This is a genomic window from Demequina sediminis (genome assembly GCF_030296675.1).
GTDB lineage: Bacteria > Actinomycetota > Actinomycetes > Actinomycetales > Demequinaceae > Demequina > Demequina sediminis.
In genome coordinates, this window is sequence record NZ_AP027736.1 from 1329882 (window position 1) to 1355815 (window position 25934).

23 protein-coding genes, 2 tRNA genes and 2 pseudogenes are annotated in these 25934 nt (G+C 70.2%); 14 read left to right on the forward strand and 13 right to left on the reverse strand.

Annotated elements, in window-relative coordinates; translation table 11 throughout:
- Positions 1 to 368 precede the first annotated feature (368 nt).
- Positions 369 to 1663, reverse strand: a protein-coding gene (locus QUE44_RS06765; protein WP_286216611.1) for an IS3 family transposase whose coding sequence is annotated in 2 segments (ribosomal slippage) — positions 369 to 1384 and positions 1384 to 1663 — 1296 coding nt in all. Because the reading frame shifts where the segments join, the coding sequence is not laid out codon by codon here.
- A gap of 109 nt (positions 1664 to 1772) precedes the next feature.
- Here QUE44_RS06765 and QUE44_RS06770 point away from each other — a divergent pair.
- On the forward strand, positions 1773 to 2087 hold the full coding sequence (locus QUE44_RS06770; RefSeq protein ID WP_286216613.1) for a hypothetical protein: 315 nt from the start codon (positions 1773 to 1775) through the stop codon (positions 2085 to 2087).
- Between the two features lie 174 nt (positions 2088 to 2261).
- On the opposite strand, the gene QUE44_RS06775 is transcribed toward QUE44_RS06770, so the two are convergent.
- A tRNA-Pro gene (locus tag QUE44_RS06775) sits at positions 2262 to 2335 on the reverse strand.
- Between the two features lie 89 nt (positions 2336 to 2424).
- On the opposite strand from QUE44_RS06775, the gene QUE44_RS06780 reads away from it, so the two are divergent.
- Positions 2425 to 2498, forward strand: a tRNA-Gly gene (locus tag QUE44_RS06780).
- A 77-nt stretch (positions 2499 to 2575) separates the two neighbouring features.
- Here the strand turns inward: QUE44_RS06780 and QUE44_RS06785 are convergent.
- The 5 genes from QUE44_RS06785 to QUE44_RS06805 all read right to left on the reverse strand — a co-directional run bounded on the left by QUE44_RS06785 (position 2576) and on the right by QUE44_RS06805 (position 7418).
- Complete coding sequence (locus QUE44_RS06785) at positions 2576 to 5488, reverse strand: aminotransferase (protein ID WP_286216616.1); 2913 nt, start codon at positions 5486 to 5488, stop codon at positions 2576 to 2578.
- A gap of 8 nt (positions 5489 to 5496) precedes the next feature.
- Positions 5497 to 5913, reverse strand: coding sequence for a DUF1761 domain-containing protein (locus tag QUE44_RS06790; protein ID WP_286216617.1), 417 nt, complete (start codon positions 5911 to 5913; stop codon positions 5497 to 5499).
- A 100-nt stretch (positions 5914 to 6013) separates the two neighbouring features.
- Positions 6014 to 6430, reverse strand: coding sequence for a DUF1761 domain-containing protein (locus tag QUE44_RS06795; protein WP_286216618.1), 417 nt, complete (start codon positions 6428 to 6430; stop codon positions 6014 to 6016).
- Positions 6427 to 6897 (reverse strand): SRPBCC family protein, encoded by a 471-nt coding sequence (locus tag QUE44_RS06800; protein ID WP_286216620.1) that lies wholly within the window; start codon positions 6895 to 6897, stop codon positions 6427 to 6429. Before QUE44_RS06800 ends, QUE44_RS06795 begins: the two co-directional genes overlap by 4 nt.
- Positions 6898 to 6926: 29 nt before the next feature.
- Positions 6927 to 7418 (reverse strand): SRPBCC family protein, encoded by a 492-nt coding sequence (locus QUE44_RS06805; protein WP_286216621.1) that lies wholly within the window; start codon positions 7416 to 7418, stop codon positions 6927 to 6929.
- A gap of 386 nt (positions 7419 to 7804) precedes the next feature.
- Between QUE44_RS06805 and cysK the strand changes: the two genes are divergently transcribed.
- Both cysK and cysE read left to right on the forward strand, forming a co-directional pair.
- Positions 7805 to 8740, forward strand: coding sequence for a cysteine synthase A (gene cysK / locus QUE44_RS06810; RefSeq protein WP_286216622.1), 936 nt, complete (start codon positions 7805 to 7807; stop codon positions 8738 to 8740).
- 46 nt (positions 8741 to 8786) lie between these two features.
- Complete coding sequence (gene cysE / locus QUE44_RS06815; protein WP_286216623.1) at positions 8787 to 9434, forward strand: serine O-acetyltransferase; 648 nt, start codon at positions 8787 to 8789, stop codon at positions 9432 to 9434.
- Here the strand turns inward: cysE and QUE44_RS06820 are convergent.
- A complete protein-coding gene (locus QUE44_RS06820) occupies positions 9431 to 10375 on the reverse strand; it encodes a LysR family transcriptional regulator (protein ID WP_286216624.1) in 945 nt (314 codons plus the stop codon). The two genes, cysE and QUE44_RS06820, sit on opposite strands and share 4 nt — an antisense overlap.
- A 116-nt stretch (positions 10376 to 10491) precedes the next feature.
- Here QUE44_RS06820 and QUE44_RS06825 point away from each other — a divergent pair, with 116 nt between their 5' ends.
- Both QUE44_RS06825 and QUE44_RS06830 read left to right on the forward strand, forming a co-directional pair.
- Positions 10492 to 11352, forward strand: coding sequence for an aldo/keto reductase (locus tag QUE44_RS06825; RefSeq protein WP_286216625.1), 861 nt, complete (start codon positions 10492 to 10494; stop codon positions 11350 to 11352).
- 119 nt (positions 11353 to 11471) lie between these two features.
- Positions 11472 to 12343: pseudogene (locus QUE44_RS06830) on the forward strand (aldo/keto reductase).
- 71 nt (positions 12344 to 12414) lie between these two features.
- On the opposite strand, the gene QUE44_RS06835 reads toward QUE44_RS06830, so the two are convergent.
- On the reverse strand, positions 12415 to 12915 hold the full coding sequence (locus tag QUE44_RS06835) for a Dps family protein (RefSeq protein WP_286216627.1): 501 nt from the start codon (positions 12913 to 12915) through the stop codon (positions 12415 to 12417).
- Positions 12916 to 13083: 168 nt separating this feature from the next.
- Here QUE44_RS06835 and QUE44_RS06840 point away from each other — a divergent pair, with 168 nt between their 5' ends.
- From QUE44_RS06840 to QUE44_RS06855, 4 genes are all read left to right on the forward strand, one after another.
- Entirely contained in the window at positions 13084 to 13590 is a 507-nt protein-coding gene (locus QUE44_RS06840; RefSeq protein ID WP_286216628.1) for a CoA-binding protein, read from the forward strand.
- A gap of 73 nt (positions 13591 to 13663) precedes the next feature.
- Complete coding sequence (locus tag QUE44_RS06845) at positions 13664 to 13984, forward strand: hypothetical protein (RefSeq protein WP_286216629.1); 321 nt, start codon at positions 13664 to 13666, stop codon at positions 13982 to 13984.
- The gene (locus QUE44_RS06850; protein ID WP_286216630.1) at positions 13942 to 14934 is read left to right on the forward strand and encodes a GNAT family N-acetyltransferase; all 993 of its coding nucleotides are present in this window, start codon (positions 13942 to 13944) and stop codon (positions 14932 to 14934) included. The genes QUE44_RS06845 and QUE44_RS06850 overlap by 43 nt, the downstream gene beginning before the upstream one ends.
- A gap of 69 nt (positions 14935 to 15003) precedes the next feature.
- On the forward strand, positions 15004 to 16284 hold the full coding sequence (locus tag QUE44_RS06855; RefSeq protein ID WP_286216631.1) for a GNAT family N-acetyltransferase: 1281 nt from the start codon (positions 15004 to 15006) through the stop codon (positions 16282 to 16284).
- Here QUE44_RS06855 and QUE44_RS06860 read toward each other — a convergent pair.
- Positions 16256 to 16705 carry a ribose-5-phosphate isomerase gene (locus QUE44_RS06860; protein ID WP_286216706.1) on the reverse strand — a complete coding sequence of 150 codons (450 nt, stop codon included), beginning with the start codon at positions 16703 to 16705 and terminating at the stop codon, positions 16256 to 16258. The genes QUE44_RS06855 and QUE44_RS06860 overlap by 29 nt on opposite strands.
- 75 nt (positions 16706 to 16780) lie before the next feature.
- Here QUE44_RS06860 and QUE44_RS06865 point away from each other — a divergent pair, with 75 nt between their 5' ends.
- The gene (locus tag QUE44_RS06865) at positions 16781 to 18718 is read left to right on the forward strand and encodes a M13 family metallopeptidase (RefSeq protein ID WP_286216632.1); all 1938 of its coding nucleotides are present in this window, start codon (positions 16781 to 16783) and stop codon (positions 18716 to 18718) included.
- A gap of 36 nt (positions 18719 to 18754) precedes the next feature.
- On the opposite strand, the gene QUE44_RS06870 is transcribed toward QUE44_RS06865, so the two are convergent.
- Both QUE44_RS06870 and QUE44_RS06875 read right to left on the reverse strand, forming a co-directional pair.
- Entirely contained in the window at positions 18755 to 20455 is a 1701-nt protein-coding gene (locus QUE44_RS06870) for an alpha-glucosidase (protein ID WP_286216633.1), read from the reverse strand.
- 38 nt (positions 20456 to 20493) lie between these two features.
- Positions 20494 to 22337 (reverse strand): annotated as a pseudogene (locus QUE44_RS06875) (ABC transporter ATP-binding protein).
- 169 nt (positions 22338 to 22506) lie between these two features.
- Between QUE44_RS06875 and QUE44_RS06880 the strand changes: the two are divergent.
- The 3 genes from QUE44_RS06880 to QUE44_RS06890 are packed head-to-tail and all read left to right on the forward strand — an operon-like array spanning position 22507 to position 24522.
- Positions 22507 to 23379, forward strand: a complete 873-nt coding sequence (locus tag QUE44_RS06880) for a trypsin-like serine protease (protein WP_286216634.1) — start codon at positions 22507 to 22509, stop codon at positions 23377 to 23379.
- Positions 23380 to 23423: 44 nt separating this feature from the next.
- Entirely contained in the window at positions 23424 to 23930 is a 507-nt protein-coding gene (locus QUE44_RS06885; RefSeq protein ID WP_286213778.1) for a tRNA (cytidine(34)-2'-O)-methyltransferase, read from the forward strand.
- Between the two features lie 25 nt (positions 23931 to 23955).
- Positions 23956 to 24522: a DUF3558 family protein gene (locus QUE44_RS06890; RefSeq protein WP_286213780.1), complete on the forward strand. Its 567-nt coding sequence runs from the start codon at positions 23956 to 23958 to the stop codon at positions 24520 to 24522.
- A 16-nt stretch (positions 24523 to 24538) separates the two neighbouring features.
- Here the strand turns inward: QUE44_RS06890 and QUE44_RS06895 are convergent, their stop codons facing one another.
- Entirely contained in the window at positions 24539 to 25909 is a 1371-nt protein-coding gene (locus tag QUE44_RS06895) for an MFS transporter (protein WP_286213781.1), read from the reverse strand.
- Positions 25910 to 25934: the final 25 nt, after the last annotated feature.

Sequence of the window (25934 nt, forward strand, 5' to 3'; positions counted from 1 at the left end):
AGCTCCGAGTTGTCCTGAAGCCGCGACCTCAGCATGAGCGAGGCCCGACGGCGCCGTCCTCGCCTCGTGCTGACACACGAGTGTCTGCTTCTGGCGACAGTCGTGCACTCATGTGTCACGGTCCGCGAGCGCGAGCGGCGCCGCCCCACCGTCGGGCTGACAGGATTTGAACCTGCGACCCTCTGGAGGATCCGGCGAACTCTCGGAGCCTCACGGTCGTCCCGGGAACTCACGAGTTCCCTCGTGATGCGAGGGAAGTTGGCGGTTGACTCATTCAGACTGCACCCGAAGCCCGAGCGCCCCACGGGATCACGCCAAACCACTTCCACAGAGCTCCCTGTTGCGCCCCGGGTTTCGTGGAGGCCCGGTTAGTTGGAACCGGCCCCGACGGGGACGGGTGCTTCAGAGTAGTGGTCGGATCGGACGGTGGCCCAGTGGAGGGCCTCGAGCTCGACGGGTGGGACCATCCCGATTTCGCCATGGAGGCGTCGGTGGTTGAACCAGTCGACGTACTCGGCGGTGGCGATCTCGACGTCCGTGACGGACTTCCAACCGCCCTTGGGACGCATCACGGGGTTGCGGATGCACTCGGCTTTGAACAGCGAGTTCAACGCCTCGGCCATGGCATTGTCGTAACTATCACCCCTGCTACCAACCGATGCGACAGCCTCAGCTTCCGCCAGGCGCTCGCTGTAGCGAATCGCTCGATATTGAACTCCTCGGTCGCTGTGATGGATCAAACCGGACACGTCCTGACCGGCCCGCTGGCGCGTCCATAGGCCCATCTCAAGAGCGTCGAGGGCCAGGTCGGTACGTAGTGACGTCGACACTTGCCAGCCCACGATCATCCTGCTGAAGACGTCCAGGACGAACGCGACGTACGTCCAGCCGGCGTGGGTGCGCACGTACGTCAGGTCCGCGACCCACAGCTGGTTCGGCCCGTCAGCCGTGAACTGGCGCTCGACGAGATCGGCAGGCCGATCGGTCTCAGCGCCGTCGCCGAACGTGGTCTTGCGCGACTTCTCGCGCGTGATCCCTCGAAGCCCGTCGGCACGCATGAGACGTTCGACCGTGCACCGCGCGACCGCTATGCCCTCCCGGTTGAGCTCGGCATGGATCTTGCGCGCGCCGTACACGCCGAGGTTCGCCTTGTGGGCGTGGCGGATGTCGACGATCAGCTCCGCGTCGCGCACGGCACGCGCCGACGGGGGCCGGATCTTCGCTGCGTAGTAGCCGCTCGGGGCGATCTGCACGCCGGCCTCAGACAGGACCGTGCAGATCGGCTCGACCCCGACCTCGCGCCCATCGACCACGTCGTGGCGATGGGCGTCGACGTAGGCGACTACCTGCTGGTGGGGCGGTCGAGCTCCGCCGCGAAGAAAGCCGCCGAGGTCTTCAAGATGTGGTTCGCGCGCCGCAGCTCACGGACTTCTTGCTCGAGGCTGGCGATGCGCTCCGCCTCGGAGGTCGTGGTGCCCGGCCGGACGCCGCCGTCGATCTCCACTTGGCGGACCCAGCCTCGCAACGTCTCCCGGTGCATGCCGAGCTGATCGGCCACACGCGCGATCGCGCCCATCTTCGTCGCCGGGTCCTGACGAAGCTCGACGGCCATCCTCGTGGCCCGCTCACGCAGCTCGGCGGGGTACTTCCTCGGTGCTGACATGACTCTCATCCTCCATGGCTTGAGAGCCTCCACCGAACCCGGGGCGCAACACCCGACAGACCCGCGCTAGGATTCGGCCGAACCGTCTAGCTCGACTGATCGGAGCACCATGTCCCTCGTCGTTGAGGCTCAGCCGATCTCCGACACGCTCTTTCGCCTTGAGATCACCATGGACGGGACCGCCATCGGCGAGTACGAGCGCTCGCGCCACGCGGACATCGCGCGCAAGACCGAGGAAGTCAAGTGCGCAGAGGACTACCTCGTCGAGCTCTACCGCCGTCGCGGAACGTTCGTCGTCCGCTGGGACTCGGCCACGCGGACGAAGGTCATCCGCGACGAACTCGGCAACCACATCGGCGAAATCCCGAGGGCCTGCTGGCGAAAGCCCGCTCGCCACACCAACTCACCCCTATCGACGGCGTAGTGGATGCCTGAGGCCGCCGGTCTCGAGCGGGCTGCGGTGGAGGCTCGTACACGCCTCGGCGTCGCACTCGGCGATTTCTAGGCATCGAGCGCTCGTGTTGGCCCCCGCCATGTCCCCGCCATGTCCCCGATTGGCCCTTGCGGACCCACAGCAGTGACAAAGTCACTCGTAAAGTCGGGGTGACAGGATTTGAACCTGCGACCCTCTGCTCCCAAAGCAGATGCGCTACCAAGCTGCGCTACACCCCGTTGCGCCCATCAGCGGGCGCGTTACCCGGCATCGGCCGGGCTCCGCTACTCTAGTACCCGCCGCGCGCACGCAAGCGTCGCAAGGCAATGCGGGTGTAGCTCAATGGTAGAGCCTCAGTCTTCCAAACTGATGGTGCGGGTTCGATTCCCGTCACCCGCTCCACTGGAGCCACGCATCGGCCCCCTGCCACCAATGGTGAGGCCCACGGCAGAAATCAACCCGGTTCTCTACCGCACACCTCACACTTCCTCCCCGCCGAGTTCCGCCCTGGCCTCACGCCGCGCGAGCACGCCCTCGAGCGCCCGCAGGAATCGCTCGACCGCCGGAGCATCGATCGTGAGCGGCGGCTTGATCTTCAGCACGTTCTTGTGGTCGCCCGTGGGCTGCACGATCACTCCCTCCTCGAGCAGCGCCGCGCAGATCTCGCGCGCCGCCCGGGGGTCCGGGGCATCGGGTCCACCCCGGACCACCTCGACGCCCAGGTACAGCCCCATCCCGTGGACGGCGCCCAGCGCGCCAAAGCGGTCGCACAGCTCTCGCAGCCCGTCGCCCAGCAGCGCGCCGACCACGCGCGCGTTGTCCTGCAGCCGGTCCTCGTCGAGTACGCGGAGCACGGTCGACCCCACGACACAGCTCACGGGACTGCCGCCCGCCGACGAGAAGAACGACCCCTCCACCGCGAACGCCTCGGCGATCTCGCGCGACGTGATGACCGCGCCCAGCGGGTGCCCGTTGCCCATCGCCTTGGCCACCGCGATGATGTCCGGCACCGCGCCCTGCTGCTCGAATCCCCAGAAGTGCGCGCCGAGGCGACCGTAGCTCACCTGCACCTCGTCCGACACGCACACCCCGCCGCGCTCTCGCACCGCATCCCACAGCCCGGCGAGGTAGCCGTCCGGCAGCAGCACGCCGCCACCATTGCCGAAGATGGGCTCGCTCACCACCCCCGCAAGCTCGACGCCCTCCGCGTCCCAGTGGGCGAGCCGGTCGAGCGCGTCGCGCAGATACAGGGGCGCGTCGGGACCGCGATGGCGTCCGCGATACGTGTTCGGCGCATCGAGCAGCCGCACCCACGCCGGCCGCGTCGCGAGCGCCGCGGGGTTGTCTCCCAGGGACGTCGAGATCGCATCCGCGCCCACGGTCCACCCGTGATACGCCTCGGTCAGCGCGAGGATGTCCGTGCGCCCCGTCGCCGCCCTCGCCATGCGGATCGCGAGATCCACGGCCTCCGAACCCGAGTTCACGAGCAACACCTGGTCGAGACCCTCCGGTGCGCGCGCCGCGAGCGCCTCCGCGAACTCGACCACGGCCGCGTAGTGAAAGCGCGAGTTGGTGTTGAGGCGGCGCAGCTGCCGGTCGACGGCGGCGGCAATGCGCGGCTCCCCGTGACCCAGGATCGCGACGTTGTTGACCATGTCGAGGTAGCCGCGCCCGTCCGTGTCGAGCAGGTGATGGCGCCAGCCGCGCTCGATGCGCGGCGGCGCGTCGTAGTAGTGCTCCTGTACCAGGGGAAACGTGCGCACGCGGGCCGCGAGGAGGTCGCCCGGGGCGGGGCTCGTCGCCGCATGAGAGGACGATGCCGGGGCCGGGCGGCCCACGAGGGCACCCGGGTGGGGGCACAGTCGCCCCCACGCCTCCTCGTGTCCCGGCGCGACGAGAACTGGTGGCGTCACGCCGGTGACCGCGCACAGCTGCAGCGAGACGGCCCCCGCCGCGCCCACCCTGCCGAGCAGGTCCCCGAAGGCGATCCGATCCCCCGGCGAGGCCTCCGCGTCCACACCACGCAGATGCACCGCCCCACCCGAGTCGAGATCGACGACGACCGCGCCTCCGCTCACCCTCGACACCACGCCCGTTCCGGGAGTGTGGACCGGCGTGCCCGGCCGCAGGGCCGCCTCGATCGCGAGCGCATGAGAGCGCGGTGCGATCCCCATCGAGGCGTCGGCCGCGCCCGTCGCGGCCTCCGGGGTGAGCCGGTGCTCGCCGTACCGCGAGAGCGCCGCCCCGCCCGCCGCCGCGGCGGCCTCCGCCAACGTCCGCCGCGCCCAGTCCTGGTCCATCCACGCGCCGCCGTCCGCCGCGTCCCCGAGCACGGAGAGGTCGACCTCGGGGGCATGCTCGAGTCCGCTCACCGCGGGGGCGAGGCCGTCGACCGGCATCGCCTGTACGCGGCCCAGCGCGTCGAGGAGCAGGAGCTCGGCCTCGTCGAAGCCGAGCGCGGCCGCACGGTCGAGCATGCGTGCCTCAAGGGGACGGCGCACACGTGCGTACGTGTTCGCGGGGTCCGCGGCGAGCACGCGCTCGCCCGCCGCCGCGAGCACCACCGCGCGCGTCACCACGAGGGGCCACCACGCCGCGATCTCCTCGCGAGTGAGCGGCGCCACCGCGTCGAAGGCGGCCACGCAGTCGAGAGCGTCGCGCACCGCGGGACCATCGTGCTGAAGCAGGGAGCACGCCGCGATCGCGGCCTCCCCCACACGCCAGCCGCGCCCCAGATCGCCGAAGTCGATCACACCCGCGACCGCGCCGTCCGGGCCCATCACCACGTTGTCCGCCGTGAGGTCACCGTGCACGGCCTGGACACGCAACGCCTCGCGCCACGGGGCGAGCCGCTCCTCCGCGCCGCGCAGCAGCGCGTCGAGCCGTGCGGCCTCACCGGGAGCCAGCACCGCGAGCGACCCGTCGAGCACGCGCCGAGCCTCGCTCAGATCCCAGTCGCCGCCCTCCGCGAGGAGGCCGTGATCGAAGCGTTCGAGGGCTCGCATCAGTGTGGCGGCTGTCGTGCCCAGCGCCGCGGGCAGGACGGGTGCGGGCCGTGCAGCGGCCGCCGGGGGCGCTCCGTCGAGAAAGCCCAGGACGCGCACGCACGCTCCCGCGCCCGCGACGGCGACGGCCCTGGCGCCCGCGAGGGTGGGCCACACGCGCGGCACCGCGAAGGGCAGGCCGGAGCCCGCGAGAAGGTCGAGAGCGGCATCCTGCGCGGCGAAGTCGGTGGGCGCCCCGGAGGCGATCTTGAGGAGCACGCGGCGACCGTCCTCGAGGCTCAGCAACAGGTTCCGGTCCTCGTTCGACCCCAGTTCCTTCACCGCCACGATGGCGAGACCGTACTCACGCCCGGCGATCTCGCTCGCCGCGTCCGGCGACACCGGCATCGTCCCTCCTAGAACAGGCCCAGCACGAGTCCCGCGACGGCGAGACCCACCGTGTCATGCGCGGCGTCGATCACCGTGATCCCGGGATGGCGGATCGCGAACCCGTTGTGCAGCGCGTGAGCGCCACCACGGAAGATCAACCCCAGGAGAGCGCCCAGCACGAGCCCGCCGGCCCAGTCGTCGATCCCGAGCCCGTTCATGAGCACCGCGAGCAGGATCACGCCCAGCGCGTTCGCGACGATGGTGCCGCCGAAGGCGACCCCCATGCTCGCGCCCTCCATGTCCTCGCGCGAGATGCGGCCGAGCCTGCGCCACACCTTGAAGAAGCCCGCATCGGAGTACCACCAGAACCCGATCGCGAACGTGGCGAGAAACGCCACGACGACGGCAAGCCAGTTGATCCCCTCGAGCGTGAGCCAGTCCATGGCCGCTCCCCTCTCCCGCGGGCCACGACGGCCCGCACGTCCCCTTGTCGCGACACTAGCGCCGCGCAAGCGACGATGCCGGTTTCAGGGACGATGCCCGCTACACGAAGGCGCCGATGACCGCCCCCGCGGCGGCCAGGGCCACGACATCGTGGACGCCGTTGACGATGGTCAGCGCGGGCGGGCGCAGCTCGAAGCCGTGGTGGATGATGTGGTTGCCCACACGGAAAACGAGCGCGATGAAGGCACCGAAGAGCGCGCCGCCGCCCACCGAGAGCACGGACAGCTCGACCATGAGGACGTTGAGCACGAGCGCGGTCCCGAACAGCACCACGCCGGTCGCGACGAAGCGCGCCGGGGATGCGTCGCGCAGGTCCTGCTCGGTGAGGCCCACCAGGTGCCTCCACACGCGACCGAGCACGCGCTCGTGATACCAGGCCGCGCCCACCACGAATCCGGCGACGGTCGACAGGATCACCGCGATCCACGAGATGTCGGAGGCCGTGAACCAGCTCATGACGGCTCGACTCCCTCGGCTGCCGCCGCGATGTCCGCGAGGTCCTGCTCGAGCGCCTTGCGCGTCGCCTTCATGCCCGCGCGCCCGAAGACGAGCCAGCCGAGCCGTTGCGCCGGTCCCGGGTTCGGGGTCTGTGCGGAGAAGTCGATCACGACGTGGGTGCCCTCGTCGACGGGTGCGAGCGTGAAGTCGGTGACGTAGTGCGTGCCACGCGACTCGGCCCGCACGGTCGTGGTTCGCGGGGCCTCGGCCGCGTCGACCCACATCTCCTCGGACTCCTCGCGGCCGAACATGCGGCGCGTCTCGCGCCACCGCACGCCCACCTCATAGCCCTCGCCCTCGAGCCGCTCGACCTTGACGATCGCGCTCATCACCTCTGCCGCGAAGTCGAGATCGGTGATGATCTCCCACACGCGCTCGGGTGGCGCGGCGATGGTGCGCTCCGCGCGCACGCTGTGCCCTGGCATGACGACCCCCTCTGCTGGTTGCCTCCAGGCTAGCGGCCTCGTGTGCGCAGGTCCTCGTTGAAGTGCCTGGTGAGATCCGCGATATCGGCCTTGAGCCGGACCGTGCCACCGAGCGTGAAGAACGTGGCGATCCCGCGCCGCATGGCACGCTCGGCGAGGCTGGGGTGCGGGTGGTAGACGTGGAAGACGCGGCGCACCCGGGTGCCGTCCGGCGTCTCCTCGAGTTCGGTGGTCGACGTGAAACTGCCGTCCGGTCCGGTGCGCTCCTGGACCAGTCGCTTGAAGGGATCCACCTCGACCGTCGTGAGGCGCACCTCGACGGGCTCCGCACCCACGTCGGACTCGGTCTGGACCAGCACGTGGCCCACCTCGCCCGGTTCGCCCGCCTCGGTGCGAGCCTCCGTCACCATCGTGAAGATCTGTGCACGCCGCTCGGGCCTGGTCAACGCCTCCCACACGTCCTTCGCCGGGGCCGGCACCAGCCCCTCGCGCTCCACCGAGACATCGAGCGGGCGTGGCATCGTTCCTCCTCGCGCGGGCCTCCTCGCGAGGCTCTCCTCTCCCACCGTAACCGGACGGCGCTCCATGTGGGCGGTGGGTTGCCACGCGCGGCTCCGCGGCGATAGCCTGAGCGCCGAGCCAGGAAAGGCAAGGGACCATGAGCATCGAGCGCCGTGCGACTGTCGCACCCGCCTCTGCCGTCCTCGCCTGCTCGCCCGCCGCGATGTGCTGCGGCGTCTGCTGCTGCTGTCTCTAGAGCGCTGGCACCAGCCTCGCGGCCCCTCGGCCACCTGACCGGCTGCCCCAGCGCTCGCCCCGGCATGGAATCCCATGCGCCCGCGTTGTCCCACCCGGATCCCCGTCTCACGGATTACTCCCTGACACACCTCCCAAGGAAAGAGAAACCATGGCCCGCATTTACGAGGACGCGACCGCCCTCATCGGCAACACCCCGCTCGTCAAGATCAACACCCTCCCGGAGGGCGTCGACGCGACCATCCTCGCCAAGCTCGAGTTCTACAACCCCGCGAACTCCGTCAAGGACCGCCTGGGCGTCGCGATCATTGACGCCGCCGAGGCGGACGGCTCCCTTGCCGCGGGCGGCACGATCATCGAGGCCACCTCGGGTAACACGGGAATCGCCCTCGCCATGGTGGGTGCCGCGCGCGGCTACAACGTGGTGCTGACGATGCCCGAGACGATGTCGAAGGAGCGTCGCGCACTCCTGCGCGCGTTCGGCGCCGAACTCATCCTCACGCCGGGCCCCGAGGGCATGCGTGGAGCAGTGGCCGCCGCGGAGAAGATCGCCGCCGAGCGTCCCGGCTCGGTGCTCGCGCGCCAGTTTGCGAATGCCGCCAACGCCGAGATCCACCGCCGCACCACCGCGGAGGAGATCTGGAACGACACGGACGGCGAGGTCGACATCTTTATCGCCGGAATCGGCACCGGCGGCACCATCACCGGCGTGGGCGAGGTCCTCAAGGCCCGCAAGCCCGGCGTGCAGATCATCGGCGTCGAGCCTGCCGAGTCTCCCATCCTCAACGGCGGACAGCCCGGCCCCCACAAGATTCAGGGTCTGGGCGCGAACTTCATCCCGGAGGTCCTCAACACCGAGGTCTACGACGAGATCTTCGACGTCGACGCCGAGACGGCCGTCGCGACCGCCCGTGCCGCGGCGCGCAAGGAGGGCCTGCTCGTGGGCATCTCCTCGGGCGCCGCGCTGCACGCCGCGATCGAGGTCGGCAAGCGCCCCGAGAACGCAGGCAAGACCATCGTGGTCGTCATCCCGTCCTTCGGTGAGCGCTACCTCTCGTCCGTGCTGTACGCGGACCTGATGGACTGACCCGCTTCTCCACACCGCACCGGCCGTCCCCACCGGAGGTTTCTCGATGGCATCAGAACCCGGAGTGCTCGCCAGGGCACTCGAAGACATCCGCACCGTGCAGCGGCGTGACCCCGCCGCGCCAACGTGGTGGGTGATCGCGGGCTCTTACCAGGGCGTTCACGCGGTGTGGTATCACCGCTTCGCCAACTGGCTGTGGCGACACGGGGCGCACTCGTACGCGCGCCTCGTGTCGCAGCGGGCACGCCGGATCACCGGCATCGAGATCCACCCCGGCGCCACGCTCGGGCGACGCCTGTTCATCGATCACGGCTCCGGCGTGGTGATCGGCGAGACCGCGATCGTGGGCGACGACGTCCTGATGTTCAACGGCATCAACCTGGGCGGCACCTCGATGAGCCCCGGCAAGCGCCACCCGACGATCGGCGACCGCGTCGTGATCGGCGCGGGCGCCAAGGTGCTCGGCCCGGTGCACATCGGGCCCGACGCGCGGATCGGCGCCAATGCCGTGGTCGTCAAGGACGTCCCGGACGGTGCGACCGCGGTGGGCATCCCCGCCGTGATCCGCAACCACCCCGGACCCACCGAGGCCTCGACCGCGGCATCGGCCGTGGACTCGGGCGACTCGCACCGCCACCCGGATCCCGACGCGCCGCCGGAGCGCGTGCGCGAACCGGCGATGTACTACATCTAGACGGCGCTCACGAGGGGCCTCGCCTGCGGGCGGGGCCCCTCGTCGCGTGCGGGGGCACAGGCCTGCACCGATCCATCGAGCAGCGCGAGCAGGTGAGGCGTCGGGGAGTCGGCGCGCTCGCGCGTCGACCACACCGCGGACACCGTCCAGCGGTCGCCGCCTCCCTCGAGGGGCACCGCGACGAGCGCCTGTGCCTCGGGCTTCGCCGCCACGTGGCGCGGCACCACGGCGATTCCCAGGCCACGACCCACGAAGCCGATCAGCGTGTGCACGTCGCCGACCGTGAAGCGCACCCTCCTGTCGACGCCCGCCGCGGCGACCGCGGCATCGTTCAGCGGCCTCATCGCCCAGGAGGGATGGAAGTCGACGAAGTCGTGCCCCTCGAGGTCGCGCCAGCGCGCGGGAGAGGACGATGCCGCGGCGTGGCCGGGAGGGCACAGCACCACGAGGTCCTCTCCCCCGAGGTCACGGCTGGGCAGGGCACCCAGGTGTCCCGCGTCCGCGACGAACGCGACGTCGAGCTCCGCGGCGCGCACGCGCGCGAGCAGCTCGTGAGAGCCCGCCTCGGCAAAGTGGACCTCGACCTGGGGATGGCGGCGGTGGAAGCGCTCGAGCAGTGCGGCGACGTCGACGATTCCCAGGCACTGCTCGGCGCCGATCCTCAGCGTGCCCGACACCTCGCGCGAGGCATCGACCACGGCGTCGCGGGCCTCGACGGCCTGCGCGAGCATCGCGCGGGCGTACGGGAGCAGGGCGCGGCCGGCCTCGGTGGGCTCGACCCGGCGGGTGGTCCGCTCGAACAGCGATGAGCCCAGTTCCGCTTCCAGCGCGCGGATCGCGGTCGACAGTCCCGACTGGGACACGCCGACGAGGGCGGCCGCGCGCGTGAAGTGACGCTCGTCGGCGACGGCGACCACGTACTCCAGCTGGCGCAGATCCATCAGGAGGCTCCATTCATAGCCTGGCTTGATGAAACTCATCAGTTTCACCCGTTGGACTTCTAGGTTAGGCCCTTCCTAGACTGCGAGCGACCCCACACCTGTCCCAAGGAGGAGACATGAAGCAGCGCACACTCGGTGGCCGGACGGTCGGCGCGATCGGCCTGGGCGGCATGCCGATGTCGATCGAGGGCCGGCCCGACGCGGCCCGCTCGATCGCCGCGGTGCACGCCGCCGTCGAGGCGGGCGTCACGCTCATCGACACCGCGGACGCCTACCACCTTCACGCCGGCGAGGTGGGTCACAACGAGGAGCTCATCGCCGGCGCGCTGCGCGACCTCGGCCGCGCCGCGGATGACGTGCTGGTCGCGACCAAGGGCGGCCACCTGCGGCCGGGTGATGGAACCTGGACCCAGAACGGCGACCCCGCTTACCTCAAGGAGGCGGCCAAGGCATCCGCGAAGCGCCTCGGCGTCGAGGCGATCGGCCTCTATCAGTTCCACCGGCCGGATCCGCGCGTGCCCTACGCGGACTCGGTGGGAGCGATCCGCGACCTGCTCGACGAGGGCGTCATCCTCATGGCTGGCATCTCGAATGCCACCGTCGCCCAGATCGACGAGGCCAACGCGATCCTCGGTGGCAGGCTGGTGTCCGTGCAGAACCAGTTCTCGCCGCGCTTCCGCTCGTCGCAGGGCGAGCTCGAGCACTGCGCGCGACTCGGCATCGCCTTCCTCCCCTGGAGCCCCCTGGGAGGGATCTCGAACGCCCCCGAACTCTCCGCCCGCCACGCGGCCTTCGCCTCGGTCGCGGACGCGCACGGCGTGAGCGTGCACCAGGTGGTGCTCGCGTGGGAGCTTGCGCTGGCCCCCGTGGTCATCCCCATCCCGGGCGCGTCCCGCCCGGCGTCCATCACCGACTCGGCCCGCGCGGCGGACCTCGTGCTCACCCCCGACGAGGTCGCGACGCTCAGCGCTTCTTAACTGCGGCGCTTCTTCACTGCGGCGCCTCTTCACTGCCGCGGTTCTTGAAAGGACATCAGATGAAGACCTTCACCCTCCCCGGCACCGACATCACGGCACCCGCCGTGGTGCTGGGCCTCATGCGCATCCAAGACAAGACCGACGACGAGGTGCGCACGCTCGTGCGCACCGCCCTCGACGCCGGGATCAACTTCATGGACCACGCCGACATCTACGGATCGTCCATGCATGGCTGCGAGCGCCGCTTCGCCGAGGCGATGCGCCTTACACCATCCGAGCGCGAGGCGATGACGATTCAGTCCAAGGCCGGAATCGTCAAGGACGGCCCGTACTTCGACTTCTCCTACGAGCGGATCGTCGGCCAGGTCGAGGGATCGCTCTCCGCCCTCGGCACCGACTACCTCGACATCCTGCTGCTCCACCGGCCCGATGCCCTGGTCGAGCCCGAGGAGGTCGCGCGCGCGTTCGACGAGCTCCATGCCGCGGGCAAGGTGCGTCACTTTGGCGTGTCCAACCACACGCCGGGCCAGATCGAGCTCCTCCGCAGGCACGTGCGCCAGCCGATCGTCGCGAACCAGATTCAGCTGTCCGTGACGCACGCCCCCTCGATCGCGAGCGGCGTCGCCGCCAACATGGGCGACCTCGACCAGTCGATCGACCGCGACAACGGCATGGTCGACTACTGCCGCCTGCACGACATCACGCTGCAGGCGTGGTCCCCTTCCAGTCGCGCTTCTTCGACGGGCCGTTCCTGGGCAACCCTCGCTACGCCGAGCTCAACGCGGTGATCGATCGCCTCGCGGCGTCCTACGACGTCCAGCCCGAGTCGATCGCGGTCGCGTGGCTCACGCGCCACCCGGCGCGCATGCAGGTGGTGCTGGGCACGACGACCCCCGCGCGCGTCGAGGCGGCGGCGCGCGGCGCCGACGTCGAGCTCACGCGGTCCGAGTGGTACGAGATGTTCCGCGCTGCCGGGCACACCGTTCCCTAAGCACGGTTCCCTCAGCACGACACGAGGGCCCCGACCAACGGTCGGGGCCCTCGCTCTGTCCTTGTGCTCGGCTACGCGGCGAAGGACCGCAGCATCCACGCCGCCTGCTCGTGCGCCGCGAGGCGCGCGTTGAGCAGGTCCGCGGTCGCGCCGTCCCCGGCGTCCTCCGCGACCTCGACCAGCGGGCGCACGAGGCGCGCGAGCGTCTCGTGGTCGCGTGCGAGGTTCTCGACCATCGTCATCGCGTCGGCGGTGCGCTCGTTGTCCTTGATCGAGGCGTGCTCGAGAAACTCGGCGTACGAGCCGGGCGCACCGGAGCCGAGCGCGCGCATGCGCTCCGCGAGCACGTCGGCCGCGGCCCACAGCTCCTGGTACTGCTCCTCGAAGAGCAGGTGCAGCGAGCGGAAGTGCGGTCCGGTGACGTTCCAGTGGTAGCCGTGGCTCTTGAGATAGAGCGTGAAGGTGTCGGACAGCACCTGCGCGAGGCCGGCGTTGATCGCCTTGAGGTCCTCGGCCTTGATGCCGATCTTCGGGTTCGACTCGGTGGTCTTCACGGGGCTCGTGGTTGCCATGTCTCCTCCTGTGTTCCTGAGTGCGGGGCACCGCTGGCCGCGGCGCCTTCCTCACTGGCCAACCGCCTGTCGGCCGCTCACATTCCCGCGGCCCTCCGCCGCGCCGCCTGCACACGGGGACGGGGGTCCCGGGCGGAATGCCCGGTCTGCGTGTTACGTTCCGTGAGCATGGAGCACATCAGCCTCGACCCGACCACCGCCACCGCCGAGTCCTGCCCGACCCCCGTGGGGGCCGACACCCCCGGCGACGACGAGATGGCCCTGGCGCTCGCGCGCACGCGGCGCGTCGCGATCGTGGGCGCCTCCCCCAACCCGTCGCGCACGAGCTACCAGATCGTGGTGTGGCTCATGGAGAACACCCCCTACGAGTTGTACCTCGTCAACCCGGCTGCGGCGGGCGAGGAGATTCGGGGACACGGCTTTTACGACTCGCTCGCGGAGCTTCCCGCGGAGATCGACCTCGTGGACGTGTTCCGTCGCGCCGAGCACACGCCCGCGATCGCCGCGGAGGCGGTCGGCATCCACGCGAAGGCGCTGTGGCTCCAACTGGGAATCTCCCACCCCGACGCGATGGCGACCGCGCGCGGCGCAGGTATGGTCGCGGTGCAGAACCGCTGCATCAAGGTCGAGTACCGCAGGCTCGAAGACCGCATCGAGGCGTTCCGCGCGATGTAGCGCCTTCCACGCGCGCGGCGACGCGCCGCGCGCGGCCGGGCCGGGGCATCGTCCGCAATGGGACGATGGCGCCATGACGGTCACCCCGGGATATCGCCTCGTCTCCCTCGAGTCCTCGCGCGCGGAGGACATGCTCGACGTGTCCATGTGGGCGTTCGTGGGCGAAATCAAGCCAACCGACCTCGATGAGTATCGCGCCGAGCTTCCCTTCGGTCGGCTGCGTGCGATGGAGATCGACGATCCCGCGGTGGGCAACGTGGGCACTCTCGCGGGCGTCGCGGGCGCGTTCACCTTCCGTATGCGCGTGCCTGGCGGGGGCTGGTGCCGGTGGCGGGCCTCACGTGGGTCGGCGTGCACAGCGGTCACCGCAGGCGCGGCCTGCTGCGCGCCATGATGGCGGATCACCTCACCGATGCCCGCTCGCGAGGGGAGGTCGCCAGCGCGCTCTACGCCGCGGAGTCCGAGATTTACCAGCGCTTTGGCTACGGCCTCGCGGCCCGCCAGCTCGATGTGCGGATCCCGCGCGGCGCCACTCTGCGCGACGTGCCCGATTCCGAGGCGCTGCGCGTGCGCATCGAGAAGGCGAGCCTCAAGCGCCACGGCGCGATGGTGGCCGAGGTCCAGTCGCGCCTCACACGACCCGGCACTATGACGCTCGAGCACCCGCGCGCGCTGACCGCGCGCTTCGCGGATCCCTCCTCGGAGTGGGAGGGCGGCGGCGAGCGCCTGCGCATGCTCACGGTCGAGGACGCCGACGGCGCGCCCGTCGCGTACGCGATGTTCCGCCGCAAGGGTGCGTGGTCGGCCGAGGGGATACCCGAGGGCGTGCTCAGCACGAAGGAGTGCGCTGCCCTCTCCCCCGCCGCGACGCATCGCATGTGGTCGGTGCTCCTCGACATCGACCTCATGGGCACCGTCGAGGCGATGCCGCTCGCGACCGACGACCCCGTGCTGTGGCTCCTCACCGACCCTCGCTCCGCGCGACCGCGCCTGCGCGACAACCTGTGGCTGCGCATCGTCGACGTGCCCGCCGCTCTGACGGCGCGCGAGTATCTGTGCCCCGTCGACGCCGTGATCGAGGTCACGGACCCCCTCTTCCCCGACAACGCGGGACCGTGGCGCGTGACGTCGCGCGCCGGCGAGGGCCACGTCGAGTCGGCGCCGGGAGCCCAGCCGGACATCGTCATCTCCGTGCAGGAGCTCAGCGCGGCGTATTTGGGCGGCGTGAGCCTCACGGCCCTGGCGGCCGCGGGGCTGGTCGAGGAGCGCAGGCCGGGGGCCGTGCGCGCGCTCGCGGCGGCCTTCGAGTCGACGTCGGCGCCCGTGTCGAACCTGTTCTTCTGACCCGCGGTCCGGCCGATGCCGGGGTCGCGGTGATTTCCCAGGCGCCGCCGACCATGACACGGTAGAAGCATGAAGAAGGCAGAGGGATACCGGACCATCGACGCCGCGGAGCGTCTCGACGAGTTCTTCGACGTGGTGCAGTGGGCCTTCGTGGGCGAGTGGCTGCGCGAGGACCGCCAGGACTACATCGATGCGCTTCCCGTCGAGCGCGCCCGCGCCCTCGAGGTGACCGATGCCAGGCGGGGACGGGTGGGCGACGTCGCCGCGGTCCACGCGAGCTTCGGCACGCAGATGGTGGTGCCCGGTGGGCGGACGGTCTCCACCGCGGGGCTGTCGTGGCTGGGGGTCCACCCCGCGCACCGGCGCCGGGGCCTCATGACGAGCATGATCCACGACCACTTCACGCGCTCGATCGCACGCGGCGAGGCGGTGTCCGTGCTGTACGCCATGGAGGCTCCCATCTACGCGCGCTTCGGATACGGAATGGGGTCGCAGACGGTCAAGGCCGAGATCCCCCGCGGAGCAAAGATGTGGCACGTCGACGGGTCCGAGGACCTCACGGTGCGGCTCGAGCGCGCGTCCTTCGCGGACCACGACGCGCTCGTGGCCGGCCTGCAGGCGCGGCTCACGCGGCCCGGGACCGTCCACACCCCGGCGGGGTCGGGACGCAACGCTCGGTTCACCGATCCGGTGGGCAACCGCCGCGGCATGGAGCGCTGGCGCCTCGCGATCGTCGAGGACCGCGGCGAGCCGGTGGCGTACGCGTTCTTCCGGCGCCACGCGCGGTCCTCCGTCGGCATCCACGACGGCGTGTGCCAGGTGCGCGAGCACGGCTCGCTCACCCCGGCCGCCTCCCAGCGCCTGTGGCAGACGCTCACGGACTTCGACCTGGTCGAGACCACGATGACGGAGAACCTCGCGACGGACGATCCGCTGCTGCACCAGCTCAAGGACCCGCGCGGCGTGCGCTCGAAGGTGATCGACAACGTGTGGGTGCGGCTGCTGGATGTGCCCACCGCGCTCTCCGCGCGCGAGTACTTCCACGACTGCGACGTCGCGATCGAGCTGACCGATCGCGACGTGGCGGACAACGCGGGGACCTGGCGGATCCGCATCGCGGGCGGTGACGCGGAGGTGACGCGCACCGAGTCCGCCCCTGACCTCACGGTGGACATTCGCCACCTGTCGCAGTGCTACCTCGGCGGGACGTCCCTCGAGGCGCTGGTCGACGCGGGGCTCGTGAGGGAGCACACGCCAGGACAGGCCCGCGAGCTCGCGGTCGCGATGCTGTCGCCGGTGGCCCCCTCGCCAACTGGGACTTCTAGCGGCGAGCCTCGTACTCGGTCATGAGGTCGATCCGTCGCTGGTGACGCGCGTCGCCCGAGAACGGCTCGGCGAGGAAGGCCTCGGCGATCGCCGTCGCCTCCTCGAGCGAGTGCATGCGAGCGCCGATCGAGCCGATCTGCGCATCGTTGTGCTGACGCGCGAGCTTCGCGGTCTCGACGGACCAGATGAGCGCCGCGCGAATCCCGGGGACGCGGTTGGCGGCGAGCTGCTCACCGTTGCCGGAGCCGCCGATCACGATGCCAAGGTCGCCCGGGCTGGCGGCGACGGCCTCGGCCGCCGCGATGCACATCGGCGGGTAGTCGTCGAGGGCGTCGTACTCGACCGCGCCGTGGTCCACGACGTCGTGGCCCGCGGTCGAGAGGTGGGCGATGAGGTGCTGCTTGAGCTCGAAACCCGCGTGATCCGCGGCGATGTGGATGCGCATGAGGCCCATCATGCCAGCCTCGCCGTCAGCGAAACCCACCCAAGCCAGGCATCGTCCCCCCGTAGGGTGAGGGACATGACGCTTCACTCCGGAATCGACCGCTCCGAATTCTCCCCGACCGTGCGTGCGCAGGACGACTTCTTCCGCTACGTCTCCGGGCCGTGGGAGGACAGCCACGAGATCCCGGGCGACCGCTCGGCGGACGGCTCGTTCTACACGCTGCGCGACGAGGCCGAGAAGCAGGTGCGCGTCATCATCGAGGAGGCCGCGCGGGACACGCAGATCGGCGCGCTGTACGCGAGCTTCATGGACGTGGAGCGCGTGAACGCGCTGGGCATCGAGCCGCTCCTGCCCGACCTCGCGCGCGTCGAGGCGGCGACCACGCACGGCGAGCTCGCGCGCGTGATGGGCGAGCTGCAGCGCGGCGGCGTGAGCGGAGTCGTGGGCTACTACGTCTTTGCCGACCGTCTCGACCCTGACCGCAACGTCGTCTACCTGGGCCAGTCCGGCATCGGCCTTCCCGACGAGGCGTACTACCGCGAGGACGCGCACGCCGCGACGCGCGAGAAGTACGTTGCGCACATCGACCGCATGGCCGGACTCACCGGGCTCGAGTTCGATGCCGCCACGGTGATGGCGCTCGAGACCGCGCTCGCGAAGGACCACTGGGACGTGGTCAAGACGCGTGAGGCGGAGCTCACTCACAACCCCACGACGCTCGCGGGCCTCGGGGTCGACGCGCCCGGCTTCGACTGGGCGGTCTGGGCCGAGGCGATTCACATGCCGGACGCCGCGCACGACCTCCTGGTCGCCGGGGAGCCCAGCTTCCTCACGGGATTCGCCCGCACGTGGGAGGGCACCGACCTCGCGACGTGGAAGGCGTACCTGCGCTGGCGCATCGTGAACTCGCGCGCCGCGTACCTCACGGAGGACCTGTCGCGCGCGAACTTCGACTTCTACGGGACCGTGCTGAGCGGCGCGACCGAGCAGCGCGACCGCTGGAAGCGCGCCGTGAGCCTGGTCGAGGGCGTCGTGGGAGAGCTCGTGGGTCAGGTGTACGTGGAGCGCCACTTCCCGCCGCAGTACAAGGCGCAGATGGACGCGCTGGTCGCGAACCTCATCGAGGCATACCGCGTGTCGATCGAGTCGCTCGCGTGGATGACTCCGTCGACCAAGGACAAGGCGCTCGACAAGCTGCGCCAGTTCACGCCCAAGATCGGCTACCCCGACACGTGGCGCGACTACACCGGCCTGACGCTGTCCCCCGACGACCTCGTGGGCAACGTGCGTGCCGCGAGCGCGTTCGAGGAGGACTGGGAGTGGGGCAAGATCGGCCGCCCCGTCGATCGCTCCGAGTGGCTCATGACGCCGCAGACGGTCAACGCGTACTACCTGCCCGTCGCGAACGAGATCGTCTTCCCCGCCGCGATCCTGCAGCCGCCCTTCTTCCACCCGGACGCCGACGACGCGATCAACTACGGCGGCATCGGCTCGGTCATCGGGCACGAGATCGGCCACGGCTTCGACGATCAAGGATCGAAGTACTCCGGCACGGGTGCGCTCGAGGACTGGTGGACCGAGGAGGACCGTGCCGCGTTCATGGAGCGCGCGCAGAAGCTCATCGCGCAGTACGACAGTTACTCGCCGCGCCAGCTGGGCGGCTCGCATCACGTCAACGGTGCGCTCACGGTCGGCGAGAACATCGGTGACCTCGCGGGGGTCGAGATCTCCCTCAAGGCGTACGAGATCGCCCTCGGCCACCCCATCGAGGACGCCCCCGAGGTCGACGGCCTCACGGCGTTGCAGCGCTTCTTCATCGGCTACGCGCTCACCGAGCGGATGAAGGTGCGTGACGAGGCACTCGTGACGCGGCTCGCGACGGACCCGCACTCGCCGAGCGAGTTCCGGGTCAACGGCATCGTGCGCAACCTCGACGCCTGGTACGAGGCGTTCGGGGTCGCCGAGGGCGACGGGCTGTGGCTCTCACCCGCGGAGCGCGTATCCATCTGGTAGCCGGCCCGTCCGGGACGCCGAGCGTCCCGGACGGGACTAGTCGGTCAGGTAGACCCTCGTCTCCCAGGGCTCGAGGGGGACGATGCCCGCGCCGGCGGTCGTGAGGGTCGCCGCGGCGCCCCGGTTGTGCAGGATCAGCGAGGCGCCGTGCACGTCCACCGGCGCCTCGACGGGCTCGCCCGACAGGTTTGCCACGACCGTCAGCCGCGTGCCGTCGAGCTCGCGGCGGTACGCGAACACCCGGGGATCCTCGGGCAGCAGCATCGTGAAGTCGCCGTGCGCGACCACCTGAATCCGGTGCCGCAGCGCGATGAGCTCGCGGTAGAACGCGGCGACCGAGTCGGGATCCTCGCGCTGCGCGGCGGCATTGAGCCACGCGTGGTTGGCCGTCGCGGGCAGCCATGGCGTGCCGGTGGTGAAGCCCGCATGCGGCGAGTCGTCCCACTGCACGGGGGTGCGCGCGTTGTCGCGGCTCATCGCCGCGAGGCCGTCGAGGATGCGGTCCTCCGGCATGTCGAGCGCGCGCAGCTCGTCGTACGCGTTGAGCGCCTCGACGTCGCGGTACTGGTCGATCGAGGTGAAGCCGGCATTGGTCATGCCGATCTCCTCGCCCTGGTACACGTACGGGGTGCCGCGCTGCAGGTGCAGGACGGCCGCGAGGGCCTTGGCCGACTCCGCCCAGTGGTCGCGATCGTCACCGAACCGCGACACAACACGCGGCTGGTCGTGGTTGTCCCAGTACAGCGAGTTCCAACCGCGCTCCGCGAGCGCCTCCTGCCAGCGGTGCACGATCGCCTTGAGGCGCACCAGGTCGAGCGGCTGCGGGTCGAACTTCCCCGCGGGGCCGTGGTCGACGTCGACGTGCTCGAACTGGAACACCATGTCGACCTCGGCGCGCGCGGGGTCCGTGAAGAGGACGGCATGGTCCGTCGTGACGCCGGGCGTCTCGCCCACCGTGATGAGCTCGCCCTCGCGCCCCGCGAACACCTCGCGGTGCATCTCCTGGAGGAACTCGTGGACGCGCGGGCCGTTCGCGTACAGCGGGAAGCCGTTGCCGAGCCCGCCGGGGAGCGGCTCGCCGTCCGTGAGGGGAAGCACCTTCGAGATGAGGTTGATGACGTCCATGCGGAAGCCGTCGACGCCCCGGTCGAGCCACCAGCGCATCATCGCGTACACGGCCTCGCGGACCTCGGGGTTCTCCCAGTTGAGGTCCGGCTGCTTGGGGTGGAAGAGGTGGAGGAAGTACTGACCGGACTCCTCGTCAAGCGTCCACGCCGGACCCGAGAAGAACGACCTCCAGTTGGTGGGCTCCGCTCCGGGCTGGCCGGCCTCGAAGCCCTCGCGCGGGTCGCTCCACCAGTACCAGTCGCGCTTGGGGCTGCGCGGCGAGGAACGCGACTCGAGGAACCACGGGTGCTCGTCCGAGGTGTGGTTGACCACGAGGTCCATGACGAGCTTCATGCCGCGGGCGTGCACGTCGGCGAGCAACGCGTCGAAGTCGTCGAGGGTGCCGAAGGTCGGGTCGATCGCCTGGTAGTCCGCGATGTCGTAGCCGTTGTCAGCCTGAGGGGAGGCGTAGATGGGAGACAACCAGATGACGTCGACGCCCAGCCACTCGAGATGATCCAGCCGCGACCGTATGCCCTGCAGGTCGCCGACGCCGTCGCCGTTCGAATCCTGGAAGCTGCGCGGATACACCTGGTACACCACCGCCGACTTCCACCAGTCGCTCGCCACGTGGGGCCTCCTCGCCTCGATTGGGTGTGTCTTTCACCCTAGCCGGATTGCTGGGCGGCCAGCCGGGCGTAGAGTCCCTGCGCCGCGAGGAGTTCCGCGTGGGTGCCTGACTCGACGATCCGTCCGCCGTCGACCACGTGGATCACGTCCGCCTGGGCGATGGTCGAGAGCCGATGCGCGACCACCAGGGTGGTGCGTCCCGCGGCCGCGCGATCGAGGGCAGACTGCACCACGCGCTCGGACACGGTGTCCAGGGCGCTCGTGGCCTCGTCGAGGAGCAGCACGGGGGGATCCTTGAGGAGGACGCGCGCGATCGCCACGCGCTGCTTCTCGCCGCCCGAGAGCCGGTACCCCCGCTCCCCCACGACCGTGGAGTAGCCGTGCTCGAAGGACATGATCGCGTCGTGGATGTTCGCCCCCGGCACGCCTCCTCGAGCTCGGCATCGGTCGCGTCGGGGCGCGCGTAGCGCAGGTTTTCCGCGATGGTCGCGTGAAAGAGATAGGTCTCCTGGCTCACCACGCCCACGTGGTCGACCACCGACTCGTGACGCAGGTCGCGTTCGTCGGCCCCCGCGAAGAGGACCGCCCCGCCCGAGGCCTCGTGGAGGCGCGCGGCGAGATAGACGATCGTCGTCTTGCCGGCACCTGATGGTCCGACGAACGCGTGGGTAGTGCCCGGCTCCATGCGAAACGTCACGCCGTCCAACGTGGGGCGGGCATCGTCCCGCGCACCCGGATAGCGGAAGACCACGTCGCGAAACTCGATCGCACCCAAGGGTCCGGGGGCGTCCCGCACGTCCACGGCATCGTCCCTGTCCCGGATGGCGGGCTCGAGGTCCAGGTACTCGAAGATGCGCGCGAACAGCGCGCGTGACGTCTGCACCTCGAGCGCGACCCGCATGAGCGCCATGAGCGGGAAGAGCAGGCGCGCTTGGACGGCGGTGAAGGCGACGATTGTTCCCGCGGAGATGTCGGTCGAGCCGCGCGCGATGAGTACGCCCGCCGCGAGGTAGATCACCGCAGGCACCGAGGACATGATGACCGTCACCAGCCCGAAGAACCACTGGCCGGTCATCGCCTGCTGGACCTGGAGGCGAATCTGGGTCGAGTTCTCCGCCTGAAAGCGCTCGGTCTCGAGTCGCTGGCGGTTGTAGACCTTCGACAACAGGATGCCGCTTACCGAGAGAGTCTCCTGCGTGATGGCGGTGAGCTCGGAGAGCGACTCCTGGGTGCGCGATGCGATGCGCGCGCGCACGCGGCCCACGCGCCGCTGCACCGCGACCAGCGCCGGCATGAGGATGACCGCGAGCAGCGTGAGGCGCCAGTCGAGCAGCACCATCGCGACAAGGCTCGCGAGCACCGTCACGGAGTTGCCGACGATGCTCGACACGAACGTGGTGAGCACGCCGGAGACGCCTCCCACGTCGTTTTGGAGACGGGACTGGATCACCCCGGTCTTGGTGCGCGTGAAGAACGCGAGCTCCATCGACTGCAGACGCGCGAAGAGCCGCTCGCGAAGGTCCCCCGTGACGCGGTTGCCCACCGACGCGGTCAGGTAGGTCTGCCAGACCCCCAGGCCCGCGGTGACGAGGAAGATCGCGATCATGATGCCGACAAGCTCGGCAAGCAACGCGACCCGAGGCGCGCCCTCGGGCGGGAACAGCGCGGTGTCGAAGATGCGCTCGACAAGGAGAGGCGGGATCACGGACGCGGACGCGACGCCGACCACAAGCACCGCGGTGACCGTGAGCGGGCGCTTGTACGGGGAAAACAGGGCGATGACGCGCGGCCACAGGTCGGGGATGTCGGGCGCCTCGGCGTTGAGGGCGCGCTGAGCGTCCTCGTCGCGGCCGGCGACGCCGCGGCCGGACATTCCGCCCATGGCGGCGCGGCGGCTGCCTGCGGGCGCGGGATGACTCATGGAGGGAAGCCTAGGCCCCGTGCGCGCCGAGCAGTTTAGCCATGATGTCCCCGATGCGCGATCTGTCCGGTGTGTTCCTCCAGTGGCGGCGTCGGGCCCGATCGGACCCGCGCTCCGAGGAAGGAACCGCATGAACCGCAGGATTCTCGCCCTGAGCACCGTCGCGGCCGTCAGCCTGTCCGCGACGCTCGCCTCTCCCGCGTCAGCCGTGACCGACGGCGCGCTCGACGGAGAGGGGCATCCCCACGTGGGAATGATCGCCTTCTACGCGCCAGATGAGACGGGAGAGGTGTATCGCTACCGCTGCACCGCGACGCTTGTCGCGCCCGATGTTCTCCTCACCGCGGCGCACTGCACGCTGGGCACGGTGGGCGACACGATCGTGTCCTTCGAGTCCGTGATCGCCGAGCAACCGCCGAGCGGGCTTCCCGAGGCTGATCCCGCGACCGGATTCCAGGGGGATCAGCTCGACGCCCAGGGTCGCACCTGGCACGCGGGCACGGCGCACACGCCCGACAGCTACTCCGACTTCACGGACGTCAAGAACTGGAACGACTTCGCCGTGGTGGTCCTTGACGAGCCGATCGAGGACATCACACCCGCCGCGGTGGCGCCCGTGGGGTACCTCGACCAGTTCCGCCAGCCCACACTCAACAAGACCCTGTTCACCACGGTCGGCTACGGAACCGAGGTACGCAAGCCGGATGAGGGTCCGCAGGCTCCCACACCCATGTCCTATCCGATCGTGCGCCGCGTCGCGATCGAGCCCGGACAGAAGCTCACGCCTCAGATCCTGCAGGTTAACGGCAACGGCAACGACAATCGCGGCACGGGAGGCACCTGCTTCGGCGACTCCGGAGGCCCCACGTTCAAGGACGGCTACGTGGTTGCCGTCACGAGCTATGGCTACACGTCGAACTGCAGGTACCTCGACGGCCTTCAGCGCGTGGACATCGCGGGCGCCGCAGAGTTCCTGGCGGCCTACGGCGTCTCCGTCGGATGACGCGCTGCTGAGGGGAGGGCGACGGCCATGGGACACTTGCACCCATGCCCGTCGCCCTCCCGTCGATCGCCTTCTATGAGCCCCGCATCCCCGAGAACACGGGTGCGGCGATCCGCCTGTCCGCGGTGACGGGGGCCCCGCTCCGGCTGATCGAACCGCTCGGATTCACGTTGGAGGAGCCCAAGCTGAGGCGCGCCGGCCTCGACTACCACGACCTCGCGACCGTCACGGTGCACCCCACCTTCGACGCACTGCTGGAATCCATGCCCTCCTCGCGAGTGTTCGCCTTCACCGCACGCGCACAGACCGTCTACACGGACCTCGAGTATCGGTCCGACGACATCCTGCTGTTCGGGCCCGAGCCCACCGGCCTGCCCGATGAGGCCATGGCGCATCCGCGCGTGACCGCGTGCGTGCGCATCCCCATGCTCGCGGGCAGGCGCTCGCTCAACCTGTCGAACTGCGCAGCGATCGTGACCTACGAGGCGGCGCGACAGCTCGGGTTCACGGACGCCGACCCCACGGCGACCCGTGCCGCGGCGGAATGCTAGCGTCATGGGGATCGAAGGGATGTTCATGAGCGTGCGCTCCACTCGCCTCCGTACCGTCGCCCTCGTCGCGGCGAGCGTCGCGGTCCTCGCCGCGTGCACCCCTGCCGGAGGTGGCCTCGCCACGACGGCGTCGCCAACCCCGACCGCATCGGCCGAGGTCGTTGAGGCCGCCCCGCCGGGCACCCCCGATCCCTGCGCCGCAGTCTCCGCCGCTCGCTTGGCGGAGATCACGGGCGCGGAGATGGCCCCCGGGGTCTTCAACTCGAGCCTCTCGAATGAGGGGCGCAACCTGTGCAGTTGGCGCCCGAAGGACGAGAACATCTCGTACCCGCAGATCACCGTGGAGATCAACTGGGGCTTCCCCGACGTTGAGGAGCACCGCGAGCTGGCTGCGGCGGCCGTGGGCGAGGTTGCCGATTCCGAGTCCGAGGTCGAGGGCGCGACTGGCGTGTACTTCCTGCCGGGCAATCGCACGCTCGGCATGGGGGTCGGCGACTACTTCGTCAAGGTGTCGTATCTGCACGGCACCAACGGCGCGATGGGTGCACGCACAATTGACGTCGCGCGCGAGGTCGCGGCGTACCTCAACTAGCCGCAGGGGCCCGGGCCTACGGCGTAGGCGCGTGCGCGTCGTACTCGCGCCACGCGCGCTGCGCGCGGGTGAGGATCGCGATCAGCACGATGATCGCCACCCCGCCCAGCAGCGGCGGGAACCACAGCGCGACGGCGGTCGCGAGCGCGCCGGCATACATGTCGCCCACGCGCGGACCGCCCGTCACCACCACGATGAACACGCCCTGCAGTCGCCCGCGCATCTGATCCGGCGCGGCCTGAATGATCATGGTCTGCCGGAAGATCGCGCTGACCTCGTCGGCACCGCCCATCCCCGCCATGGCGAGCCCCAGCACCACGAGCGTCGCCCAGTGAATCCCTCCCCATCCGGGCGCGGGTTCGTGTCCCCCGAGGCTCACCGCGAGGGTCACCCCGCCAAACAGCGCCGCGAAGACGCCGAAGACCTGGATCGCGCGCGAGATCGCGATGCCGTGCCGGCGCACGTGCTTGATGCGGCCCGAGAACACGCTCGTGAGCATCGTCCCCACCGCCCCCGCCGCGGTCAGCGCCCCGACCGTGAGGGGCCCGCCGCCCACGACCGTCGCGCCGAGCGCGGGAAACAGCACGTAGGGGCGCCCGAAGGTCATCGCGATGATGTCGACCACGAAGCTCATGCGGATGTTCGGCGCGTGCCTGAGGAACGTGAGTCCCTCCTTGAGGACGGGCCATCCCGCCTCGACGCGCTCGCCCAGCCGCGGCAACGCGGGCAGCATCCAGACGCCCAGGAAGCCCGCGGTGAACAGCACCGCGTCGATCGCGAAGGTCCAGGGCAGTCCGACCGTGGCTGCGAGCACGCCTGCGAGCGCGGGTCCCACGGTCAGCATCGCCCCGAACGCGATCCCGTTGAGCGCGGTCGCGCGGCTGATCATGTCCTCGGGCAGGATCCTGCCCACCACGGAGCCTCGGGTCGCGCTCGCGATGGTCGAGGCGACCGCGCTCAGCGTCGTGACGATGAAAAACGGCCACACCGGCGCGTGACCGCCCGCGCCCTGGAGGTGCTGGTCCCAGAAGGACAGCGTCACCAGGCCGAGCGTCGCGGCCCACGCCACCAGCGACGCGGCGATGAGCACCTTCCGCCTGTCGAAGACATCGGCGATCATGCCGCCCCACAGCCCGGCGACGATCATGGGCAGGAGCGCCACTCCTCCCACCAGCCCCACCATGAAGGTCGACTCGGTGATCTCGTAGATCTGTAGGCCCACCGCGACCTGCGTCATGAACGCGCCGATACCCGAGATCGCGCCGCCGATCCACAGTCGCGCGAACGCGGGACTTGCCTTGAGGGGCGCGAGGTCGACCAGGTGGTGACGCAGGCCGCGCCGGGACGATGCCTGGGCGGGGGCCGCGTTCGGGCTCTCGGGGGTCACCGCACGAGTCTAGAAGCGCCGCGAA

Coding starts and splice junctions, on each gene's coding strand:
- QUE44_RS06770 (WP_286216613.1), top strand. CDS start 1,773: ATGTCCCTCGTCGTTGAGGCTCAGCCGATCTCCGACACGCTCTTTCGC.
- QUE44_RS06785 (WP_286216616.1), bottom strand. CDS start 5,488: ATGCCGGTGTCGCCGGACGCGGCGAGCGAGATCGCCGGGCGTGAGTAC.
- QUE44_RS06790 (WP_286216617.1), bottom strand. CDS start 5,913: ATGGACTGGCTCACGCTCGAGGGGATCAACTGGCTTGCCGTCGTCGTG.
- QUE44_RS06795 (WP_286216618.1), bottom strand. CDS start 6,430: ATGAGCTGGTTCACGGCCTCCGACATCTCGTGGATCGCGGTGATCCTG.
- QUE44_RS06800 (WP_286216620.1), bottom strand. CDS start 6,897: ATGCCAGGGCACAGCGTGCGCGCGGAGCGCACCATCGCCGCGCCACCC.
- QUE44_RS06805 (WP_286216621.1), bottom strand. CDS start 7,418: ATGCCACGCCCGCTCGATGTCTCGGTGGAGCGCGAGGGGCTGGTGCCG.
- cysK (WP_286216622.1), top strand. CDS start 7,805: ATGGCCCGCATTTACGAGGACGCGACCGCCCTCATCGGCAACACCCCG.
- cysE (WP_286216623.1), top strand. CDS start 8,787: ATGGCATCAGAACCCGGAGTGCTCGCCAGGGCACTCGAAGACATCCGC.
- QUE44_RS06820 (WP_286216624.1), bottom strand. CDS start 10,375: ATGGATCTGCGCCAGCTGGAGTACGTGGTCGCCGTCGCCGACGAGCGT.
- QUE44_RS06825 (WP_286216625.1), top strand. CDS start 10,492: ATGAAGCAGCGCACACTCGGTGGCCGGACGGTCGGCGCGATCGGCCTG.
- QUE44_RS06835 (WP_286216627.1), bottom strand. CDS start 12,915: ATGGCAACCACGAGCCCCGTGAAGACCACCGAGTCGAACCCGAAGATC.
- QUE44_RS06840 (WP_286216628.1), top strand. CDS start 13,084: ATGGAGCACATCAGCCTCGACCCGACCACCGCCACCGCCGAGTCCTGC.
- QUE44_RS06845 (WP_286216629.1), top strand. CDS start 13,664: ATGACGGTCACCCCGGGATATCGCCTCGTCTCCCTCGAGTCCTCGCGC.
- QUE44_RS06855 (WP_286216631.1), top strand. CDS start 15,004: ATGAAGAAGGCAGAGGGATACCGGACCATCGACGCCGCGGAGCGTCTC.
- QUE44_RS06860 (WP_286216706.1), bottom strand. CDS start 16,705: ATGCGCATCCACATCGCCGCGGATCACGCGGGTTTCGAGCTCAAGCAG.
- QUE44_RS06865 (WP_286216632.1), top strand. CDS start 16,781: ATGACGCTTCACTCCGGAATCGACCGCTCCGAATTCTCCCCGACCGTG.
- QUE44_RS06880 (WP_286216634.1), top strand. CDS start 22,507: ATGAACCGCAGGATTCTCGCCCTGAGCACCGTCGCGGCCGTCAGCCTG.
- QUE44_RS06885 (WP_286213778.1), top strand. CDS start 23,424: ATGCCCGTCGCCCTCCCGTCGATCGCCTTCTATGAGCCCCGCATCCCC.
- QUE44_RS06890 (WP_286213780.1), top strand. CDS start 23,956: ATGAGCGTGCGCTCCACTCGCCTCCGTACCGTCGCCCTCGTCGCGGCG.